This window comes from Furfurilactobacillus curtus (assembly GCF_054657915.1).
In genome coordinates, this window is record NZ_BAAHXU010000001.1 from 1,547,888 (window position 1) to 1,569,376 (window position 21,489).

General features: G+C 43.3%; 18 protein-coding genes. 10 read left to right on the forward strand and 8 right to left on the reverse strand.

Going from position 1 to position 21,489, the window contains the following annotated elements; all coding sequences use genetic code 11:
- Positions 1–211: 211 nt before the first annotated feature.
- Positions 212–1,582: an FAD-dependent oxidoreductase gene (locus tag ACYQ0Y_RS07250; RefSeq protein ID WP_407882830.1), complete on the forward strand. Its 1,371-nt coding sequence runs from the start codon at positions 212–214 to the stop codon at positions 1,580–1,582.
- 84 nt (positions 1,583–1,666) lie between these two features.
- Here ACYQ0Y_RS07250 and ACYQ0Y_RS07255 read toward each other — a convergent pair whose 3' ends face one another.
- The 4 genes from ACYQ0Y_RS07255 to ACYQ0Y_RS07270 form a co-directional block, all read right to left on the reverse strand.
- Positions 1,667–1,987 carry a DMT family transporter gene (locus ACYQ0Y_RS07255; protein WP_407882832.1) on the reverse strand — a complete coding sequence of 107 codons (321 nt, stop codon included), beginning with the start codon at positions 1,985–1,987 and terminating at the stop codon, positions 1,667–1,669.
- 171 nt (positions 1,988–2,158) lie between these two features.
- Complete coding sequence (greA, locus tag ACYQ0Y_RS07260) at positions 2,159–2,608, reverse strand: transcription elongation factor GreA (protein WP_407883448.1); 450 nt, start codon at positions 2,606–2,608, stop codon at positions 2,159–2,161.
- A 112-nt stretch (positions 2,609–2,720) separates the two neighbouring features.
- A complete protein-coding gene (locus ACYQ0Y_RS07265) occupies positions 2,721–3,467 on the reverse strand; it encodes a glycosyltransferase family 2 protein (RefSeq protein WP_407882833.1) in 747 nt (248 codons plus the stop codon).
- A 220-nt stretch (positions 3,468–3,687) separates the two neighbouring features.
- Positions 3,688–4,536 (reverse strand): alpha/beta hydrolase, encoded by an 849-nt coding sequence (locus ACYQ0Y_RS07270; protein ID WP_407882835.1) that lies wholly within the window; start codon positions 4,534–4,536, stop codon positions 3,688–3,690.
- A 148-nt stretch (positions 4,537–4,684) separates the two neighbouring features.
- Here ACYQ0Y_RS07270 and ACYQ0Y_RS07275 point away from each other — a divergent pair, with 148 nt between their 5' ends.
- From ACYQ0Y_RS07275 to ACYQ0Y_RS07290, 4 genes are all read left to right on the forward strand, one after another.
- Positions 4,685–5,791: an acyltransferase gene (locus tag ACYQ0Y_RS07275; RefSeq protein ID WP_407882837.1), complete on the forward strand. Its 1,107-nt coding sequence runs from the start codon at positions 4,685–4,687 to the stop codon at positions 5,789–5,791.
- Between the two features lie 142 nt (positions 5,792–5,933).
- Positions 5,934–8,726 (forward strand): type I restriction-modification system subunit M, encoded by a 2,793-nt coding sequence (locus ACYQ0Y_RS07280; protein WP_407882839.1) that lies wholly within the window; start codon positions 5,934–5,936, stop codon positions 8,724–8,726.
- On the forward strand, positions 8,716–9,903 hold the full coding sequence (locus tag ACYQ0Y_RS07285; protein WP_407882841.1) for a restriction endonuclease subunit S: 1,188 nt from the start codon (positions 8,716–8,718) through the stop codon (positions 9,901–9,903). Before ACYQ0Y_RS07280 ends, ACYQ0Y_RS07285 begins: the two co-directional genes overlap by 11 nt.
- Before the next feature lie 63 nt (positions 9,904–9,966).
- Positions 9,967–13,119, forward strand: a complete 3,153-nt coding sequence (locus ACYQ0Y_RS07290; RefSeq protein ID WP_407882843.1) for a type I restriction endonuclease subunit R — start codon at positions 9,967–9,969, stop codon at positions 13,117–13,119.
- Positions 13,120–13,163: 44 nt separating this feature from the next.
- Here the strand turns inward: ACYQ0Y_RS07290 and ACYQ0Y_RS07295 are convergent, their stop codons facing one another.
- Positions 13,164–14,081, reverse strand: a complete 918-nt coding sequence (locus ACYQ0Y_RS07295; RefSeq protein WP_407882845.1) for a site-specific integrase — start codon at positions 14,079–14,081, stop codon at positions 13,164–13,166.
- 58 nt (positions 14,082–14,139) lie between these two features.
- The gene (locus ACYQ0Y_RS07300; RefSeq protein WP_407882847.1) at positions 14,140–14,739 is read right to left on the reverse strand and encodes a restriction endonuclease subunit S; all 600 of its coding nucleotides are present in this window, start codon (positions 14,737–14,739) and stop codon (positions 14,140–14,142) included.
- Between the two features lie 10 nt (positions 14,740–14,749).
- Here ACYQ0Y_RS07300 and ACYQ0Y_RS07305 point away from each other — a divergent pair, with 10 nt between their 5' ends.
- On the forward strand, positions 14,750–15,214 hold the full coding sequence (locus ACYQ0Y_RS07305; protein ID WP_407882849.1) for a restriction endonuclease subunit S domain-containing protein: 465 nt from the start codon (positions 14,750–14,752) through the stop codon (positions 15,212–15,214).
- A 105-nt stretch (positions 15,215–15,319) separates the two neighbouring features.
- On the opposite strand, the gene ACYQ0Y_RS07310 is transcribed toward ACYQ0Y_RS07305, so the two are convergent.
- Positions 15,320–16,216 carry an AraC family transcriptional regulator gene (locus ACYQ0Y_RS07310; RefSeq protein ID WP_407882851.1) on the reverse strand — a complete coding sequence of 299 codons (897 nt, stop codon included), beginning with the start codon at positions 16,214–16,216 and terminating at the stop codon, positions 15,320–15,322.
- A 157-nt stretch (positions 16,217–16,373) separates the two neighbouring features.
- On the opposite strand from ACYQ0Y_RS07310, the gene ACYQ0Y_RS07315 reads away from it, so the two are divergent.
- From ACYQ0Y_RS07315 to ACYQ0Y_RS07330, 4 genes are all read left to right on the forward strand, one after another.
- Complete coding sequence (locus tag ACYQ0Y_RS07315) at positions 16,374–17,696, forward strand: MFS transporter (RefSeq protein WP_407882853.1); 1,323 nt, start codon at positions 16,374–16,376, stop codon at positions 17,694–17,696.
- Between the two features lie 36 nt (positions 17,697–17,732).
- Complete coding sequence (locus ACYQ0Y_RS07320; RefSeq protein ID WP_407882855.1) at positions 17,733–18,164, forward strand: HIT family protein; 432 nt, start codon at positions 17,733–17,735, stop codon at positions 18,162–18,164.
- Between the two features lie 20 nt (positions 18,165–18,184).
- On the forward strand, positions 18,185–18,925 hold the full coding sequence (locus ACYQ0Y_RS07325) for an SDR family oxidoreductase (RefSeq protein WP_407882857.1): 741 nt from the start codon (positions 18,185–18,187) through the stop codon (positions 18,923–18,925).
- Between the two features lie 129 nt (positions 18,926–19,054).
- Entirely contained in the window at positions 19,055–19,765 is a 711-nt protein-coding gene (locus tag ACYQ0Y_RS07330) for an N-acetylmannosamine-6-phosphate 2-epimerase (protein ID WP_407882859.1), read from the forward strand.
- A gap of 36 nt (positions 19,766–19,801) precedes the next feature.
- On the opposite strand, the gene ACYQ0Y_RS07335 is transcribed toward ACYQ0Y_RS07330, so the two are convergent.
- Complete coding sequence (locus tag ACYQ0Y_RS07335) at positions 19,802–21,487, reverse strand: glycoside hydrolase family 43 protein (protein WP_407882861.1); 1,686 nt, start codon at positions 21,485–21,487, stop codon at positions 19,802–19,804.
- Positions 21,488–21,489 lie beyond the last annotated feature (2 nt).

The window sequence follows — 21,489 nt, forward strand, 5'->3', positions numbered from 1 at the left end:
GCATGGTGAGCAGGTTCCGTTAAAGTGACATCAATTGAAATGATAATATTTACCTAAAATTTATTGGTAGGTTTGTTAACGATAAGTTGTCCACAATTAAATTGTGTTGAAATATGCTTGCATCCGTTGGTAGGCTGTCGTATGGTTAGTATGTTGGTGATCAATTAGAATAATTCTAAACTGACAAAAAATAAACGGAGGCTGAAAGAAAATGGAAAAGACCAAGGTTGTTATTGTAGGGGCATCTCATGGTGGTCACGAATCAGCGATTGAGATTTTAGACAAGTATGAGAATGTTGATGTAACAATTTTTGAAGCCGGTGACTTTGTTTCATTCATGTCGTGTGGCATGCAATTATTCTTAGAAGATCAAGTCACTGCACAAGATGATGTGCGCAATTTCCGGCCAGAAGACATCACTCAAAAAGGCGGCCATGTGCTAAATAATCATGAAGTGACAGCCATTAACGCGGACAAAAAAGAAGTTAGTGTGAAGGATGCCATTAGTGGGGAAACAACACAGGTGGCTTATGATAAGCTGATTTTGAGTTCTGGGGTGACGCCAACCACATTGCCAGTCCCAGGGCATGAGTTAAAGAATGTTTACTTGATGCGTGGTTACGACTGGGCTTCCAAAATCAAAGCTGCTTTGACCAATGAGCAAATTCAAAATGTAGCGGTTATTGGCGCTGGCTATATTGGCATTGAAGCCGCTGAAGTCTTTGCCAAGGCTGGTAAACATGTCACGTTACTCGACATGATTGATCGTCCACTGGGTAACTACCTTAACCAGGAATTGACGGATTTGATCGCACCAGAATTAACCGGTCATGGGATTGAATTAGCCATGGGTGCAGCCATTCAGAAATTTGAAGGAACTGATACGGTCACTGGTGTTACGACCAAGTCAACGACATATCCGGCAGATCTCGTGATCAGTGCGGCAGGTGTACGACCGAATACTGGTTGGCTACAGGATACGGTGAACTTAACCGACCGCGGCTTCATCGATGTGGATGAATACTTACAAACCAACTTGCCAGATGTTTACGCCATCGGGGACGCGATTTTACCGTTATCGATTCCGGCTGGGCAAAAGATGCCAATTGCCTTAGCAACGACGGCGCGGCGTGAAGCACAATACGTGGTCGATCATTTGTTTGAAACAACACCAGCAGTGCCATTTAAGGGTGTAATCGGTGCTTCAGCGTTGAGCGTCTTCGATTATCATTTTGCAGCAGCTGGTTTGAACACGTTTACTGCAGATAAGGCAAATATCACCGTATCGACAAGCTATTATCAAGATTCATTGCGGCCCAACTACGTCCCAGAAAGGGCGGGCAACACGGATGTTTACGTTAGTTTGACGTTTGACCCATTGACCCATCAGTTGTTAGGTGGCGCAGTGCTGTCTAAATACGATATTACCGCGCAAGGTAATGTGATCGCATTAGCGGTAGCGCACAAGTTGACGGTTGAAGATCTGGCGACGGCTGATTTCTTCTTCCAACCTGGTTTTGACCGGCAGTGGAGTATCTTGAACCTGGCTGCCCAACATGCATTAGGCCGAGCGCGTTTCTAAAATAATTCAAATCAAATTCAAATGAAAATACGGTTTCATCACTGTAGTCAAGGATTGCAGCTAGATGAAACCGTATTTTAGTGGTTAATGAGACGTCGTTAGTTTGATCCCGATCAGTCCCACTACGAGTAGGCCGACAAACAGCCAGGTGAGTGGTGAGAATTTATCTTGAAAGATCAGTGCGCCGACAATGATTGAACCAACGGCGCCAATACCAGTCCAGATCGGGTAAGCAACACTTAACGGGAGATCCTTTAGGGATAATGACAGCATCACAAAACTAAGAATCATGCCGACTACGGTAGTGCCAGTCCAAAAAATCTGAGTAAAACCGGCACTTAATTTCATGGCCGACGCCCAGACAACTTCAAATAAACCAGCAAAAACTAGATAAATCCATGACATACATAAACCTCCAAAAAAATAGACAACCGTCAACATTTCTTCTCAGACCTAACGAAATGTTGATGTTGTCTTCATTGACAAATTCCCGGTGGAATCATTTACTTTATTAGCTACAGCATAACATGGCAGCTGTGGAGAGAAAAGTTTTGAGTGATGAAAAAAAGCCAGACCTCAAAGCGCCAGGTTAGTGATCGTTACCTGATAGTTGCCATTGGGTGCAGCGACCGTTTGGGTGGCGCCCACCGATCGGTCTAAAACGGCCCGACCAAGTGGTGAGTCAAATGAAACTTTACCTTCGTCCAAATTAGCCTCAAATTTACCGACTAGTTCATAGGTCGCCGTATTGGTGGGATCAGCATCAAACATCACGGTAAAGGTGCGGCCTAATTCAACGTGGTCGGTGGTTTGTGGTGTGATGACTTCAGCGTACTGTTGCAATTTATTGAGATAATGAAGGCGACTTTCCAACCAACGTAGATCACGTTTAGCGGCACTATATTCAGCATTTTCTGAGCGATCGCCTAGCGCGGCTGCGTCCGCCAAACGTTTGATCCGGCGAGGCCGATCGGCAGTTAACGCGTCAATATCAGCTTGGATTTGGTGATAACTGGCTGGCGTCATGGCGTTTTCGTTTAATTCCAAAGGCACACCTCCTAGATTCACTAGCGTCATTCTAGCGTAAAGGTGGTATCGCGTAAACGACAAAATCAGGGTGCGAAAAAGTGACGAATCTTTATTGGGCAAGATGGTTGCGTAGATCATCAATGCGTTGGTCGATCTCCCATTCGCGGTCTCGCATTTGACGCGTGGCTGAGTGAATGGTACTGCCTGGACGGCTGACCTTGTCGTAAAGAATCGCAGGATTAAAGAGAAACTTGTGGGTGGTGCCAGCTTCGTATTCAGCGGTAAATAACAAGTCTTCTGCTAACGCCAAACTGGTGTCAAAGCGCAGTTTCAGCTGATTAATTACGCTCATTCGAAAGGCTTTGTTCCACGTGTAACCACCAATTTGAGTACCATGTTCAGTTGCTTCTGCCAGCATGTCTGCCTGTGAAATCTCATGCCAACCTGAAAGTTGCCGCACGGCGCCGCGCGCCCAGCCGCCCCAGCTTGAGCCGACGGTGACTAAATCGATATTCGGATCAGCTAAACCTTCTGCAAAGGTGGCCAAGTATGCTGGCTCACACTTGTCATCGCCATCGACAAAGACAATAATCGCGCCATTAGCATGTTCAATGCCATAGTTACGCGCAACGGAAACGCCACTGTGCTTGGAAAGGTGAGTCACCGTGAAGTTTGTTTCCTGCTGTGCCCATTGATCAGCGACAGTCGCTGATTCGTCAGTAGAGTGATCATCGACAAGGAGCACCTCATAATTCTGATAAGTTTGATTTCTCAGGCTGGTTAAACACGGTGCCAAAAAGTGACCGAGATTGTAAATGGTGACAACGACGGTAATGAGTGGTGTTGGATCTGCCATGGCGAGTGCCTCCTAGATGTTGTTACCGCTAGGATACAAGGATTTGACGAAAAAAGGGGGAAAAGGGACTTGAATATCTAAGCAAATGAAGACTACGACGAAAACGCAGGCGGATTTTTCGGTAAAAGAGTGGATCACGAGAACTAATGTGGATAGCAAATAACTGAGAGCCTTGTCAGTAATATCTATAGCAAAATAGTGCGATAGCACAGGTTAGTCGCTACTTGCCCCACAAAAAGTTGATCACCAGTCGATTAACTTGAGCGTTATTGTGTAATTTACTGTGTTGGGCATCTTTGCCCTTAATCATGTGTTCTTGGTAGCTGATGGGCCGGTTTCCTAGTAGGTACTTGAGGGAACGTGATGAAACATTGCTGACCCGTCCATCGGAATTGCTGCCATCCTCTAAGTTGCCGTAAATATTCAGCACGCGAACTTGGTGGCTGGGATAGTTATTGATGTGTGCCAATAGATAGCGATAGTTTTGATCCATCGTTTTGGGTTGTCCGTTCGCTAGTAAGCGATTTTGATTCGGCTTGTCGCCACGGCCAAGAATGCCATCAAAGTGACCGGCCAAATCCACTTGTTTATTCAATTGTGGTAAATTCTTGTTTTGTCCATTGGCCGTTTCATAGTACATGACGGCCATGTTGCCCATTGAGTGAGCGACAACGTTGAATTGCTTAATGTGATAACGCGATTGCAGCGTCGTCAAGATGTTTTTAAGCCACTGGCCATCGGTTTTGAAGTCAGAGTTACGGTTATTTTCAAAGATAACTTGGACTAATGGATTCACTTTGCCCGAGCGCCAGTGACCACTGAGTTTGACGTGCCCCGTTTTCGTCACGCGAGCAGTCAACACTTTGGTGGCAGCGCCGGCTTTTTCAGCAGCGGCAATCTGATGATTAGATGCTGACGCGCCGCCACCGTAACCATGTAAGTATAAGGTCGGCACATTACTGTAGGTATAATTGTTCGTCGCTTGATGGGCGGTGAAGGTTGTCCATGAGATAACTGCCGTAACGACAGCGATCATCGCGATTAGGCCGCCCCAAAATTGCTTTCGCATATAAAAGTCCCCCCGACAAATTAAACTATTTGCCGTTATTGTAGGCACCTGCTGAGAAAGAAGCCAAGCAAGAGCACTTTTGAATACCAATTATCAGATTCTGCCAGACATGGTACAGTGAAGGCATTGGTGACTGGGAGGTGAGTGAATGACCAATTATGATACTCAGCTTGATCCGAATCGAACGGATTTAGGCGATTTTTTGAAAGTTGCCGCTTGTAGCGCCGTTATGTTGCAAACGGTCTTAGGTCTGGCAAGCAAATTAGCGCTACCTTGGGCAATGCAACGTAGCCTGATTCCAGTGTACGACGCCGTTAAATTCACCGCCCCAGCGTTTATATTTGGTATTTTATTTACGACGCTGCGGACGACACCATTGATGAGTCGTCGCGAGTATGGTCCTTATTTGCAAAAGCAATGGCACGCGTTGATGATGCCAACGATTTTGTGGACCGCAGTGTACTTAATCTTTATGCCAGGTCAGCAACAGCACACACCTTATCACAGTATTGCGACCTTCAACTGGCAGTTTATCAATGGGAATGCTGCACCGCATCTGTGGTACAACACGATGATGCTACAATTTATTATATTAATGCCACTTTGGTTGGCACTTTCACGTTGGTTAAATGGTCACCCGCAGCGGGAAATTGGCGTTTTAATCATGCTCGCAGTCGGATTTAGTTGGTGGTTGGCCGTTTATGACCTCAGCATCTTTAATGGACTGCACCAACATCAATGGTATTTAGCCGATCGATTATTCATCAGCTATTTACCCTATGCAATTTTAGGCATATCAATGTGGTTATTTTACGAGCCCATGATGCGCTGGCTTCGGCGTTGGTGGTGGGGACTATTGATTGTCGCAATTATGGCGTGGCTACGGGCCAATACAGAGCTGCGCAGCTTCGGTGCCCCAGTAAAGCTGGCAAATGCGCCCTATCTGAAACCGTCCATAACGATTTACGCGCTATGTATGATTGGACTCATTTGCGTGTTAGCCGATTGGTGCATTCGCCAGCAAGTGCGTTGGCTAGGCATCATTCACTTCCTCGCGATTTATGCCTATCGCGCCTTTTTAGGCAACGTCTTCTGGCTGGTTCTACTGTGGCAAATCGAGCGCTGGCTTGGTTGGCGTGATTGGATCTGGATTCGGATCGGTGTGACCGCTGTTGTTGGTTGGTGCCTGGCGTTCGGGTTCGCGGTAAAAGGACATCGGGTGGTGGATGGTAGGAGAGATTCAAATTTAAGATGAAGATACCGGCAGAACTTTTGTCGGTATTTTTTAGTCTGGGACTAGGCTAAATACCTAAATGGCAAGGATCTAACCATCACTATTTATGCTAAAATTAAGCATAGTTTATTTAGTTATAACGAGAACGATAAAGGAGCTATTAATGGCAATTCAAACCAATCAAGAACTTTATGGCCGATTGTGGAATGGCGCAGAGCAGCTGCGTGGTTCGATGGACGCGTCCAAATACAAAGACTACATGTTAGGGATTATGTTTTATAAATTTCTCAGCGATAAAACATTAGCCTCTTTTTCGTCATATAACCAAGTCCCAAGTGAGCAGGCTTACGATGTATACATGTCGATTTTGGATCACCCTGAAGCCCAACAACAGGTTTTTAAAGGACTCATTGCAGATCTCGGTTATTATGTACAGCCACAAGATTTATATCAAACGTGGATGGTTAAAATCGAACAAAATACATTTGAAGTTGCCAATATTGAAGATGCATTTAATAACTTTCAGCGAAATGTCCAAGGATCGACCAATAAGGATGACTTCGATGGACTCTTTAGTTCGCTGGATGTTTCCAGTCCTGACTTAGGTAGTGATCTTCACAAACGTAATGAGAATCTGCGAGCATTGGTACGATTGTTTGCCGACTTGGATATGAACGAACTTCAGAAAACTGACGTACTTGGGGATGCATATGAGTATTTGGTGGGACAGTTTGGTATGGAAGCCGGTAAGAAAGCTGGCGAATTTTACACTCCACGACAAGTTTCTGAAGTTATGGCGCAAGTTGTGACAAATTCCACTGAAGATATCCATAATATTTATGATCCAACGGTTGGTTCTGGCTCATTGCTGTTAACGGTGGCAAAACATTTAAAACAGGCAAGCCTTGAGACATTAAATTATTTTGGTCAGGAATATAACACCGCGACATATAACTTGACCCGAATGAATTTGCTGCTACATGGGGTTCAACCGGATCATATGACGGTGCGAAATGCGGACACGTTGAAGGAAGATTGGCCTGAAGACCCTCGTAACCCTCAGCAAAGTCGACAGTTCGACGCCGTTGTCATGAATCCACCCTATTCTTACAATTGGAGTAAAGGTGATAACAGCGCGTATGCCATGGCGACCTTAACCGATCCTCGATATCAGGATTATGGCGCGTTGGCGCCTAAAACCAAGGCTGATTTTGCCTTCTTACTACATGGTTTATATCACTTGGACCAGGATGGTGCGATGGCAATCGTCTTGCCACATGGTGTTCTTTTTCGAGGTGGTGACGAGGGCACGATTCGACAAAACCTCCTCAAGAAAAATCAGATTGATGCCATCATTGGTATGCCAGCTAATTTATTCACGAACACGGGAATTCCAGTCATTGTAATGGTTTTAAAAAAGAACCGGACAGATCGACAGCTGAATGATGTTTTGGTTATCGATGCCTCAGATGGATTTATTAAGGACGGTAAACAAAATCGACTACGTGAACGTGATATCGCTAAAATTGTTGACGTTGTGCGGAATCGTCAAGAAGTCGCAGGATTTAGCCATTTAGCAACGTTAAAGGAAATCGAACATAATGACTTTAATTTAAATATTCCGCGTTATGTCGAAAAAATTGAAGCAGAAGATGTTCAAGATGTCGATGCACATCTACATGGCGGCATTCCTGAATATGCGTTAGAACAATTGACGGTCTTGAATACGCTAGCTAAAGATGAATTAATGGGTAGCTTCAAGACAATCCGACCAGGTTATTTGGAAGCAATTCTTGATAAAGATGAATTGCGAACGAAGATTTATCAAGCGCCCGCTGTGTTAGCTAAAAAACAAAACTACAGTGAACTTGTGCAAGAATTTGCTGATGAATGGTTTTCTAAGTTAGTTGAAGTGAACGCTGATGCCGATTTAGAACAGGTGAAGCGGGAAATGACTGAAGATGCACAGCATCGGCTAGGATTGCCCGGCATTGTGGATGTCTACGATGCGTATCAAGTCGTTGCGGATCTGTGGACTGAAAACCTAACGCAAGATGTGGAATTGATTGCGAAATTTGGTCTGTTAACAACCGGTCGGGCGCTACGACAGCTTTATAAGACGAGTAAGAGTAACGGTCGTACGGTGACGAAAGAGGCTGGTCAGGAAGGACAACTTCTACCAATTGATTTAGTCACAAGCGTTTTGTTTGAAGATCGAGAAAAAGAGCTAGAACAGCTTCAAGACAAAATATCTGATTTAGACGAGCAATTTAATGAGCTGATTGAAGAGGCCGCCAGCGATGAAGATCTTGAAGACTATGTAGATAATGGCAAATTATTGCTTACAGAGGCTAAAAATGATCTGGATGAACTAGCTAAGGACGCAGAAACACCAGAAATCATTATCTTGCGAGAATATACGGATCAGAAGAAGAAAGAAAAGCTGGCGACAATTGCAGATCATCCAAATGCCTTCAAAGTCTTTCAACCCACTGATTGGGATAAAAATCATGAAACGGTCAAAAAATCAGCTGTCTTGAATGAAATCAGTAGTCTGCAGCAGGATGCACTGTTAAATTCGACTGATGGGGATGATCCCGTTGGCACATTTTTAGCGAAGGTTCTTGATCTTGATGCTCAGCGTAAAGAAATTAATGAACAACAAAAGCAAGCAGCAGCAAGCCTTTCAGCAGCGGTGTTGGCACATTTCACTAATCTTGATAAAGATGAAATTTTGACTGTCTTGCGGCAGAAATGGTTCGGTTCGTTTACTCATGATGTCACTAAATTATTAGATCATGCGTTGGATAGAGATCTGGACACCGTATCGTCGTTAATTGAGCGATATCATGACACACTAGCTGATATTCAACGTGAAAAAGCTGAAATTGAATCTTCTTTCAATGAAATGTTAGCTCAACTAGTGAAGACAGAGGATTTTGGCGATGATGAATAAAAAAAGTAACAAACCCTATCTACGCTTCCCTGGATTCACTGACGCTTGGGAAAAGCGTAAGTTGGGAGAAATAACTCAAGTAATAATGGGAGTATCCCCAAGTTCAAAGAATTATTCATTAGACTTGTCAGATCCGATCTTAGTTCAAGGAAACGCAGACATGATTGATGGGCAGGTTGTTCCAAGAATTCATACTAAACAAATAACGAAAACTGCGAAAAAAGGAAGCTTAATTCTTAGTGTTCGGGCGCCAGTTGGAGAAGTTGGAAAGACTGAGTTCGATGTTGTTCTAGGTCGTGGTGTGGCAGGAATTTCAGGTAACGAATTTTTGTTTCAGTATTTAAATAATATTCATTCATCTGGGTATTGGAAGGTTTTAAGTTCTGGGTCAACATTTGATTCCGTCACTACCACGCAGGTGTTAAATCTTTTGGTCTATATTCCAACGAAGCGTGAGCAACAACAAATCGGCACCTTCTTCCAAAAATTAGATTCCCTCATCGCAGCAAATCAGCGTGAGTATAAGAAATTAACAGATTTGAAAAATGCATATTTGCATAAAATGTTTCCAGCCGATGGAAAAGATGTTCCAGAGCTACGTTTTCCTGGATTTACTGACGCTTGGGAAAAGCGTAAGTTGGGAGAAATGACGAAATTAGTTAGTGGGTATTCATTCAAAAGCAGTAACTTTGGTATCGGATCTTTTCCAGTCATTCGAATAACGAATATTTTGGAGAATGGAAGTGTTGGAGGAACCTTTGTCACTTACGAAAAAAAAGAATTGGCTGATAAATATATTGCAAAATCAGGACAACTAGTTATTGCCATGTCGGGTGCCACTACGGGAAAAATTGGGCAAGTATCTGCTACAGCACTAGTTAATCAACGTGTCGGGTTGTTTGCAGAGCTAGCTATTAATGTTCGCCTATTGAAGGTGTTTTTAGCGAGTTCCTCGTTCAAGAAATACATTGGGAATCTTTGGGGTGCTGGGGCACAACCCAATGTTAGCGTGAAGCAAATCAATTCATATGAAATATCAATTCCAGCCACAAATAATGAGCAACAACAAATTGGCATCTTCTTCCAAAAACTAGATTCCCTCATCGCAGCAAATCAGCGTGAAGGGAAGAAATTGGAAGAATTGAAGCAATCGCTACTGAAAGAGATGTTTGTTTGACGAATAAAATACAATTTTACGAATAAATAATGAATAAATATACAATAATGGGAGGTGGCATGCTTGTTAAGCGATAAAAGCTTATCAGAACGTCGGTTTCAAGATGGAACAGTTCGTGCATTGGCTGGCTATGGCACAAAATCGTGGACTGCTTCGCCTGAGCTAGACGGTACTAAGCGAAAAGTAACCTATGACACCCTACTTCAGAATTGGCGAACAATTTTAAATCGAATCAACGCCATTGAATTAGAACAAGTCGATCTGACTGACCAAGAATTTGATCAAGTGATGGGTAAAGTCAATGGAATCAGTAATTCTTATGAGGCAGCCAAAATATTATCCGCCGAGAATTCAACTGGGAAAATTGACGGCATTATCCGTGATGCGCCGGGTGTAACGAAAAAGCGGATTACCTTACAGATTTTTAAAAAGGCCGAAGTGAATGGTGGCGACACCAGTTATCAGATTGCTCGAGAAGTTGTGTCAAAATCTGGTCAAAACCGTTTTGATTTAATCTTGCTAATAAATGGGCTGCCATTAATAAATATTGAACAGAAACGAGTTGATCACAGCACTGACGAGGCTTTTGGTCAATTTCGTCGCTATTATCAAGATGGCGAATACACGCATAACTTTTTCGCCTTTTCACAAATGATGGTTATTATGAGTGACATTGATACACGGTATTTCGCAACGCCAAAGAGTTTAGAGGCCTTTAACCCAGCCTTTCAATTCCATTGGGCGGATATTCATAATAATCCGTTAAACCGGATGGAAGACATTACTAAAACCTTGTTAAGTATCCCCATGGCACACCAAATGGTTGGCGATTATCTAGTTCTTGATGTGGAGCATGAAATTCATATGCTAATGCGTCCATACCAGGTGGAAGCTTTGCGAGCCATTGAATTTGCGGCAAACGGGATTGATAACAAGGAACATCAGCCTCACGGTGGTTACGTATGGCATACAACTGGGTCTGGTAAGACGATTACTTCGTTTAAAGCAGCGACATCATTGGCTAAATATTTTGACAAAGTGATCTTTTTGCTAGACCGAAAAGATTTGGATCAGCAAACGAGCGCTAATTTTAAGGCGTATTCGCAATATGAGAGTATTGAGGTAGATGATTCTCCTTATACAGATTCATTGCGACAAGCTTTGCAAAGTGGTGGTAAAGGAATTGTGGTGGCAACCACTTTCAAGTTAAATAATGTGATCAATGATTTACTCAATAATGGCGATGCAAAGGACATTTTGGGCAAGCACATGGCCATCATTATTGATGAGGCTCATCGTACAACCATGGGAACAATGATGTTAACCATCAAAAGTGCGCTGAAAAACACATTGTTCTACGGCTTTACAGGAACGCCGCTGTTTGATGAAAGTGATGTTAGTGGTGTCATTAATGAAAAATCCGAGCGAATTCGGACGACAGAGCAGATGTTCGGGCCGGAGTTACATCGCTATACGATTGATCAAGCTATCAAAGACCGCAATGTTTTGGGATTCCATGTGGATTACATTGATACCGGTGAAGTGGGCAGCTATGAGAAATTGTCTGAACGCTGGGTTGAGCAAAAGATGCATGAGTTGCCTGATCCTGATGAAGATGATTTAAGGCGACAAGCCAGAGAATATGAGGGTAATCATAGTAAGGACACTGATGGCATTGAAGATGGTCGGATGCGATTAGAAGAAGTTCTTCATTATGATGATGAATCCCATATTCCTGTTGTAGTCGAGCGGATTTTAAAGAATTGGGAAAAGCATTCTACGGGAATTGTTCAAAATCAGCGAGTTCCGTATAAGTTTAATGCGATTTTGACAGTTGCTCGTAAATCTCGCGTGATTGCGTATTATGAAGAATTTAAACGTCAACTAGCCGATCATCCTGAAATCCACCTAAATATTTCTGCCACTTTTTCTGAGGATAATGAGAATACTGATAGTGGGGCAAATGATAAGGCTCAACTCGCTCGTTTATTTTACGACTGGCATGCGATGGGGCATCCACAATACTCAGTCGATGGTAAGAAGGAAAATGGTGAATCGGGCTTCTTTGCGGACATAACGAGTGTCTTCAAAAGAGGTGGGCATGCGCTGGATGAAAAGAATATTGATTTGATGATCGTTGCGGATCGTTTGTTAACAGGTTACGATTCAAAACTATTGAATACGTTATATGTAGATCGTCAACTTCAACTTCAAGGCTTAATCCAGGCCTATTCACGAACGAATCGGGTTTATGGCTCAGATAAAGAATTTGGTACGATCATCAATTACTATTACCCGGCTACGAGTCGTTATGAACTAAGCAAAGCGCTTCATCTCTATGGTGCTGGTGGATCTAGTACGGGAGTTGTTGTAGCTCCATATCCTTTAGCAGTCCAAGGATTAGAACCACTATATGCCGCATTACAGGCCGCTTTGTCTGACCCAACGAGATGGCCGGAGTTAGTTGGCGATGAAGAAGCGATAGCGTCATTTCTTAGTAACTATCGTCAAGTCTCGAAATATTTAAATTTATTATCCCAATATTATGAATTCGATTGGAATGGCACTGGTGATCGACAGCTTGCACTAACAGAGGACGAGTGGCTACAGTATCAGGGTGCCTATCGTGCTTTACGCCCGCAAACTGAGGCGAGTGATGATCCAGAAGAAGTTGAATTGGGTGCTGTTAAACTGATTGATACGCAAGATGTCACTTTTGAAGAAATTATTCGATTAATTGGACAAGTTGTTAATGGTCAAGAAGGCGGTAGTGATTCAAACGAAGAAAACTTGCGATTGATTAATGATGGCATTTTGAAGTTACGCACGTACGGTGATAATGACAACGCTACGCTATTACAACAGTTTATGAATGAAGTGGTAGATCCAGGAACATTGAACAATGACGATGCAATTGAGGATAAATTTCATGAGTTTGCTGTTCAAAAAGGACTAACGGCGTTAAAAAAGTTTGCATATGAATGGGCAATTGATTGGCAAATTCTGTTAAAGGTTTATCAAAACTATCAACCAGACGCAGAGACGATTGATTATTTAGATGAGTTGCGTGAATCGGGAAATTATCAGGAATCGGAGTGGTACAAGATCCCAGAAAACCAAGCAGGATTTTTGCCGGCTGGTAATTATAAGACGGATCTAGGAACTGCTGTTCGACAGTGGTTACCAAAGATGCAAGCAATGTACGGTGAATTATAAGGATTAAAAAGATGCCAGCGCTGAAAAAATCGCTGGCATCTTTTTTATAAAGAACTTAGATAACGCATAATTTTGTCATTGTCGACATTTTCTAGTTCTTGAATGACATGAAGATATACTTTCTGAGTTGTGGTCATATTGGCGTGACCTAAACGTCGGGATACTGAGGCGAGGGAAACACCCGCATATAGCAATAGTGAAGCATGGGTATGACGGAGCGCATGAACTGAAATGGCTGGTACACCAGCCATCATGCATTTCCGGCGAAGAAAGTCATTAACGGTCGCGTTGAAAATTGGTTTATCTGTTGAAGCGAAGATTGGCTGGTCAGACGGTAGATCTTGAGTAAGTCGAGAAAACATTGTCAGTGTTTGCCAGTCAATGGAAACTTTACGAACAGAACTACGATTTTTCGTTGGTGCGAAACCACCTGTGCGGCTCTTATAGTTCCAAGTTTTATTAATAGTGAGCATTTGACGTTTAAAATCAAAATCTTTGGGCGTTACTGCTAGCGCTTCGGAAAATCTGATCCCAGTTTTGGCAATTAAGGCAATGAGATAGTTATTATCAGCTTCACCGGTGAAAAACAAAGTATCCATTAAACGACCGAATTCCTTTTGATTTAAGAACTTAGGCTTGTGGCTGCGCTGAACAGTACCCTTGATGACGACCTTTCTGGTGGGATCGCGTTTGATTAAGCCATCGTCTAGTGCATCCATCAATGAGGCTTTTAAGTGATGATGGAAATCAGTCGTTGTCACTCGTTCGTGCGTTTCTGCGTATGTATTCAGTAGCTGTTGATAAGAAAGCCGGGTTAATTCATCTAAGCGAAGATCCGGAACTAAAGTCACCAGATTTTGATAACACATTTTGTACTTATCGTAGGTAACTGGCCGAACAGCGCCAGCCTTGTAAAGTCTGATCCATTGCAAATAGTATTCGTGAAATTTTGGTGATGTCATAGATTCTCTCCCGTTGATTTTTTAGATGGTGCTATGGCTTAAAATACGCAATTTTTCGTCATAAAGATAGAAAAATTACTAATTTACGCTGATTTGCTGCGATGAGGGAATCTAGTTTTTGGAAGAAGGTGCCGATTTGTTGTTGCTCATCTAAAGATGGAACCAATACCGCATATTTTAAGAAGTGACGATCGTCTAATTTATTCGAAGAATTTGCCGACGATTTAATTGATTTGGAAAAAATTGGCGCCATTACCCAATCTAACTGAATGGCATATTTCCAATAAAACAAATTCATTTTGGCTATAGGCCTGTACACAGGAAATAACTCGGATACAACACCGTCTCCAATATCATTTAAAACGAATCTTCCAAATTCAAAATCTGCATTAGGGTGACCTTCAAAGGCGATATCTCCTTTTCTCATGACATAAGTTCTAGTATCTAGGTTATTAGATGTAACCCTATCTGCAGTTTGAAAATACATTTTTGCAACAGAAATCCATCTAGAACGACCAAACTGGCCATTGTTTCGTTCATTAACCCTTTCAAACAATTCTGAAAACTTACGCTTTTCCCATGCGTTCGTTTTCAATCTGCTCACTTGGGAAAAGCGTAAGTTTGATGAAATTGTCACCAGAAAGTCTGAAGTCTCCAATAGTTATTCCTTGCCGAATTTAGAATATGAAGATATTAATTCAGGATCAGGCACTCTAAATAAAGACATTACAAAGAAGCACGATGTCCGCCGAGGAATAAAATTCGAGGCTAACGATGTTGTTTTTGGAAAACTGCGTCCATATCTAAAGAATTGGTTGCTAGCTGACTTTTCAGGTGTCGCTCTCGGTGACTTTTGGGTTATGAAGCCGACAAGCATTGCAACAGCTGCATTCGTCTACTGCATTCTTCAGACAGAAAGCTTTTTTAAATCTAGTAACCACTCGGTCGGAACAAAAATGCCAAGATCTGACTGGCATACGGTTGCGAAATCAGAGTATTTTGTGCCCGTTTTGTCAGAACAAAAGTTGATTTCCAACTTCTTCCAAAAGTTAGATTCCCTCATCGCAGCAAATCAGCGTAAATTCAAAAATAAAGGGCCTCCAATAAAAAACTTTCATCTAAAACTAAGGTGAAGGGCCGATCTTTATGGAAGATGATCGTTTAGTGTAATAAAAGCACTCGCAATTTTTTTGCGAGTGCTTTGGCAATGGGATTAAATTTTCGTGGCTTTGATTTTCCTAATCCATCGAGTACCTCCCCGTCTGTCTCACAGCGGGTTCGTTCTGCTGGTTAAATGATTGAACGAGGGTGATGTTTTGTTCGTGCTCGGCACGGCTGGTTTTGCGATAGGTTAGGGGGGCTTGGCCGACGAGTCTGGTGAAGAGCTTGGTGAGGTAGTTGGGGTCAAGACCGACCTTAATGCCGATTGTGTTGACGGAGAGGTCAGTATACTCTAGGTAGTTTTGGGCATGTTTGATGCGGATGCGTTGTAGTAGATTTGCCGGGGTTAGGCCAGTATGTTGCTTACAAATGCGAATTAAATAATTTTTGCTGTAGTTGAAGTGTTTGGCTAAACTTTCTAAAGTTAAGGGTTCGTCATAGTGTTGTTGCAAATATAATTGCAGCGGAAAGGTCGCATTGGGGTCGGTAGCGGCCGAAAAATCATTAGGTAAGTCGGTCATGTGGGGTGTCGTGGCAAAGATGGTTTTGAGTAATAGTTGCTTGAAGTCGACATCGAGTTGAAGTGCTGAATATGCGTGAGTCCCCAACTCGGTCGGCACGCCTTCATTTAGCAAGTGGCGAAAGCTTTCGATGGCGAGAACAGGAAAAATTTCTTGGTTGCTTGCTGTTGTAATGAGCTGTTGAACATCTTCACTTAATTCAAATTTAATGTCGATAATCACTGTGTCGTGTTCAAAATGAAAACTGTGCGGGGTGTGCGGCTGGATGAGGACCAGTTGGTTAGCAAAAACGGTGAGTTGATGGTGATTAATTTCAATATACTCTTGGCCATTGAGCACAATTTGGGCTTGAGCAAACATATGTTGATGCTCTTCGACCACTTCATGACGGTGATAAAGCCGACCACTCATCCATAAGACTTTGATTTGTGGGTCACGAACTGCTAGTTGCATGAGAGGGATTCTCCATTTTGTGTGATATTTTCCAGAAAATGAGCTGGTTACGGCCAAATGTAAACGCTTTATTCAAGCTATACTATCGTCAGAAAGATGGATATCTGGATGGTTACTTTGTAAGGAAATCACAAACACAGGTGAGGACGTGGCTTCAATGACAGATGCAAAGCATAGCGCACTATCAAAGGTCTCTTGGCACATTTTGCCGTATCTATTCGTTATTTATTTTATCGCTTTTTTGGATCGTAGTAGTATCACTTATGCCTCGATTGGTGGCATGGATAAAGAATTAGGTTTAACCGCGACGACATACGGCTTCATTGCCGGAATTTTCTTTATCGGTTATTTCCTGTTCGGTATTCCGGGCAACATGATGCTGGAACGCATCGGAGCTCGCCGCTGGATGGCATTTATCCTCGTGTTCTGGGGCACGGTGACTTTGATCACTGGTTTTGTTAGTTCAGTATCAATGCTAGTTGTTTTACGATTCCTGCTTGGGGTGTCTGAAGCAGGATTATTCCCAGGGATGACATTGTACATTACGTACTGGATTCGCAGTAAAGACCGGGCACGAGCCATTGCCGCATTCATGATCGCACCGCCCGTTGCCAACTCGATCGGAGCGCCCATTGCAACATGGATTATCACGAGTGTCCACATGGAACTTGACTTAGCTGGTTGGCGTTGGTTGTTTATCATCATTGGGATTCCAGCCGTTTTGATGGGAATTTATACCATTTTCTTCCTAGCCGATGGTCCAGCAAAGGCTCGTTGGCTCAATTCAGACGAGAAGAACTGGCTCATCAAAGCCTTAGCTGATGACGCTGAACAGCAGAAAGAAAACAAAGTTGTCAATGCGCCATTTATTGATGCGTTCAAAGACGCCAAGATTTGGAAAATGACCGGGGTTAATTTCTTCTATTGTATCGGACTATACGGTATTACATTTTGGATGCCACAAATGGTTAAGTCCTTGTCGAACAATATCACAACGATGCAGGTCGGCTTAATCAGTGCCATTCCGTATTTGTTAGGAGCGATCGCCTTAGTCGTTAACAGTCGTTGGTCAGACAGTTCTGGTGAGCGAATTTGGCATACGGCCGGTGGAGCTATTCTCGGTGGTATCGGTTTTATCGGCGCGGCTTTAACAACTGGCATTCCTGTTTTGTCAGTCGGCTTTATCTGCCTTTCAGCGATTGGTGTCTATGCTTACTCTGGACCATACTGGGCGATCACGACCACCGTTGACCCGCGAATTGCGGCGGTTGGCTTAGGGATCGTTAACGCTGTAGGTAACTTCGGTGGTTTCTTTGGGCCATACGCGATTGGCTGGTTGAAGTCAGCCACTGGCAGTACCGAAGTTGGCATGTACTTTTTAGCGGCCACCTTGATTATCACCGGTCTAATTGTCATCAGTTTGCATGAACACAAGCCGGTGGTGAAACAACCAGATACGACGATGCCTAAAGAGGCTTAACTTGGTTAACTAATTATCTTAAAGGAGATCTTGACCATGGTAGAACGGTATCAACCAGATTGTTTATATTGCGCACACACGGAAAAACTAGCTGCAAACTATATTGAAATTGAACCATTGCATGTAGCCACGGTTTATCTGAGCCGCGATCAAACCCATCCCGGTCGCGTGGCGGTTGTTTTGAATTGGCACGTGGATGAACCATTCCAGTTGTCGGAAGTTGAACGACATGAATTTTATGATGACGTGGCTCATGCAGCTGAAGCGGTTGAAAAAGCATTTAACCCAGGGAAAATTAACTACGGTACTTATGGCGATACCGTTTCTCACTTGCATGTTCACGTGGTACCAAAGAAGCCAGGTGAAGCAGATTGGAACGACTCATTTGTCAACAATCCAGCTGATCCTAAGTATTTATCAGACGCTGAATATCAAGATATTGTTGAAAAAATCAAAGCTAATCTTTAAATTATAGGAGGTCATCTATCATGACAGTAGCAGGAAAAGTTGTTGTAATCGCTGGGGCTTCATCAGGAATTGGCGCTGCCACGGCAAAAAAGTTAGCTGAACACGGGGCCAAGTTATTTATCGGGGCTCGACGTGAAGATTTACTGAAGCAACAAGTTGCCGGCATTGAAGGCGCCGGTGGAGTAGCTGCCTACAAGACAGTTGATGTTACAGATAAACAATCGGTTCAAGAATTCGTCGATGCAGCCCACGAAAAGTATGGCAAGATTGACGTGATGTATAACAATGCTGGAGTGATGCCGAACTCAGCCTTGCGTGACTTGCGCGTAAATGACTGGGAACAAGCTTTCCAGATTAACGTGATGGGCGTTCTGTATGGAATCGCTGCAGCATTACCGATTATGCGTGAACAAGGATTCGGTCACTTTATTGCAACCGACTCAAACGCTGGCCATGTGATTAATCCAAACGCCGCCATTTACTCCGGAACTAAGTTTGCGTTACGGGCAATCATGGATGCTTTGCGTCAAGAGGAAGGTCCGAACATGATTCGCTCCACGATCGTATCACCAGGCAACGTCAATACGTCACTATGGAAGACGGTTGGCGATCCTGAATTGCAAAAGAAGGCTCGTGCTCGTGAAGAAGCGATCGGCTTGAGTCCGGATGACCTAGCCAATGCAGTTCTTTACGCAATTGATCAACCAGAAAATGTCGGCATCGACGAAATTCTCTTGCGGCCAACAGTTCAAGAAAACTAATTATCGTGTTAAAAAAGTGTTCCCTGTAGTAAGTGCAGGGAACACTTTTTTACATAGGGCCAACTTGTGAACAGGGTTAGTTCACGTTATGCTTAATGTAAGCGATTACTTAAGCTGAGGAGTGATGAAATGCAAGCAGATTTTTTAAAGCAGATCAAAGGTAAACTGATTATTTCTTGTCAGGCATTATCAGACGAGCCATTACACAGTTCGTTTATCATGAGTCGAATGGCAAAAGCAGCGGCGATGGCTGGTGCCAGTGCAATCCGAGCCAATTCAATCGTCGATTTACAGGCGATTCAAGATGTCGTTGATTTGCCGTTGATCGGCTTGGACAAAGTTGATTATCCAGATTCGCCAGTTTATATCACGCCGACACTTAAGGAAATGCGGGCAGTGGCGGCCACCGGCGTTGCTGCCGTCGCTTGTCAGGTGACAGGACAGTCGCGGCCACATGACGAACATTTAGCCGACATTGTGGCAGCTATGCACGCTGAATACCCCAATACGCTGCTAATGGCTGATACCGCCACTGTCAGCGATGTTATTGCCGCCGATCAACTTGGCTTTGACCTTATTGGTACGACGATGCATGGCTATACGTCGGCTACCCAAGGACAAAATATTGCCGATAATAATTTTGCTTACCTAAAGGATGTGCTAAAGACTGCCCAGGCGCCAGTAATTGCAGAAGGGAAAATTGATACACCGGCAAAAGTAACTAAAGCGCTTGAATTGGGCTGCTATAGCGTGGTTGTGGGGTCGATTATCACACGCCCCCAGTTGATCGCGGTACCGTTTGTGGAGGCGACGGCAGCGGTCGAAAAAAGGGATGAATGATTTTAATATCATTCATCTCTTTATAGCAATCAATTATTATGAATTAGTTGGCTTGTCGAACGTAAAACTGCCATCCGCAGTGATTTCATCACCAAGCTCAAGGTAATCAAATGATTCAAATTCAGCCGTAGATTGATAGCCAGAATAATCGACGGCTGCCAAACCAACAAAAGCACCGGTAAAGAAACCACCATACTCTTGCACAACATAATCATCAGAAAGAACGGCAGCATCTAACTGAACCCCAGTTTCGTTCCAATCCGATCCATCGAACGAATATAGATAAGTGTAAGATTGTTTTCGTACTTCTGTCTTGAACCAAACATACTCTGTACCATCGGGAATAATTGGTGCCTGGTCCTTGAGGTAAGAAGTATACATACCATTACGCAGCCCGCCTTTGTTTTCAGCAACTTCTACGACTCGCTTTCCATCATCATTTTTCGTAATAAAGATCCATGACCAATTGGAATGGTTATAGTAATTAGTTAAACCAGCCATCGATTGATAGGAATAAGGGTCGAATTTGACCTTTGTTTCAGCGTCGAAGTAGAATGCCTGCCAGCGCCGTGCGATTAAGGATAAATCAAAAGGATTTGCAAGTGATCCTCGGCCGATAAGTTCTAATTTGCCATGTCCGGCTCTTCCCATGTGTTGACTGAAAGGCACTCGCAAAGTATTCCAATTAATATCAAGCATGCTGTTTTCAAATTCATCGTGTTGCGAGTGTGTTTTAGGAGCGACGGTTTCAATGGCATCTTTTGGCGCGTCAACGAGGGTTTGACCACCGTGTCCTCCGACAATTCTTGGCCAACCTTCTTGGTCCCAGGTTACTTTTTGGATAGATGTTTCTCGACCAAGTGTCGACCAGCCACGTGGATCAGTCGACGATTCGTTTTGATGATGCCATGGGCGAGCTGATAATGAGGCATAATAATACTCGCCGCCAGGGGTCGTGACTAACGCGCCATGACCTTGCTTTTGTAAGTAGGTCTTTGGCGTATCAAAATTAGTGATAAAGGGTGCATCAGGTTCAGGTTCAAATGAAAGTTCACCAAGCGATTTTGATCGGGCGACGACCTCTTGGTGTGTGAAAATTGTGCCACCTTCAGCCGCGAATAGATAATAATAACCATTGATTTGATAAAGGTGAGGGCCCTCAACTAATTTGACTTCATCGCCATTCCAGATTGTTGTGGCAGTTTCGGGTTTGAGTTGCATAGTTGCCACATCGAACTCTGTTAAGGTGATCCCATTAAACGGGTGATGGTATTCACGATGATCCCACGTTTGTTGGACTAAGTATTTGCGTCCATTTTGATCGTGGAAAAGGCTGGCGTCAAAACCGACGCCGTTAACGGTGATGGGGTCAGACCAAGGTCCTTCGATTGTCGGAGCCGTCGTTAAGTAATTGGTCATATCCTTAAAAGCACCATCGGTAATTTTAACGTCGGTAAAAATTAACCAGAATTTACCATCGGCATAGGATAGATCTGGCGCCCAAATGCCGCCAGAAGACGGATTGCCTTTCATATCTAAAAGCGTTGTCGTATCTAAAACATTTTTTACTAGGTTCCAATGAATCAAATCTTTTGAAGCATGAATACGCACACCAGGGAACCATTCAAAAGTGGAAGTTGCTAGATAATAGGTGTCGTTAACCCGAATAAACGAAGGATCTGAATTAAAACCAGGTAAAACAGGATTCTTAATTTGTGACATGA

Coding starts and splice junctions, on each gene's coding strand:
- ACYQ0Y_RS07265 (WP_407882833.1), bottom strand. CDS start 3,467: ATGGCAGATCCAACACCACTCATTACCGTCGTTGTCACCATTTACAAT.
- ACYQ0Y_RS07335 (WP_407882861.1), bottom strand. CDS start 21,487: ATGTCACAAATTAAGAATCCTGTTTTACCTGGTTTTAATTCAGATCCT.
- ACYQ0Y_RS07325 (WP_407882857.1), top strand. CDS start 18,185: ATGACAGTAGCAGGAAAAGTTGTTGTAATCGCTGGGGCTTCATCAGGA.
- greA (WP_407883448.1), bottom strand. CDS start 2,608: ATGACGCCAGCCAGTTATCACCAAATCCAAGCTGATATTGACGCGTTA.
- ACYQ0Y_RS07275 (WP_407882837.1), top strand. CDS start 4,685: ATGACCAATTATGATACTCAGCTTGATCCGAATCGAACGGATTTAGGC.
- ACYQ0Y_RS07315 (WP_407882853.1), top strand. CDS start 16,374: ATGACAGATGCAAAGCATAGCGCACTATCAAAGGTCTCTTGGCACATT.
- ACYQ0Y_RS07250 (WP_407882830.1), top strand. CDS start 212: ATGGAAAAGACCAAGGTTGTTATTGTAGGGGCATCTCATGGTGGTCAC.
- ACYQ0Y_RS07310 (WP_407882851.1), bottom strand. CDS start 16,216: ATGCAACTAGCAGTTCGTGACCCACAAATCAAAGTCTTATGGATGAGT.
- ACYQ0Y_RS07320 (WP_407882855.1), top strand. CDS start 17,733: ATGGTAGAACGGTATCAACCAGATTGTTTATATTGCGCACACACGGAA.
- ACYQ0Y_RS07330 (WP_407882859.1), top strand. CDS start 19,055: ATGCAAGCAGATTTTTTAAAGCAGATCAAAGGTAAACTGATTATTTCT.
- ACYQ0Y_RS07280 (WP_407882839.1), top strand. CDS start 5,934: ATGGCAATTCAAACCAATCAAGAACTTTATGGCCGATTGTGGAATGGC.
- ACYQ0Y_RS07295 (WP_407882845.1), bottom strand. CDS start 14,081: ATGACATCACCAAAATTTCACGAATACTATTTGCAATGGATCAGACTT.
- ACYQ0Y_RS07285 (WP_407882841.1), top strand. CDS start 8,716: ATGATGAATAAAAAAAGTAACAAACCCTATCTACGCTTCCCTGGATTC.
- ACYQ0Y_RS07255 (WP_407882832.1), bottom strand. CDS start 1,987: ATGTCATGGATTTATCTAGTTTTTGCTGGTTTATTTGAAGTTGTCTGG.
- ACYQ0Y_RS07270 (WP_407882835.1), bottom strand. CDS start 4,536: ATGCGAAAGCAATTTTGGGGCGGCCTAATCGCGATGATCGCTGTCGTT.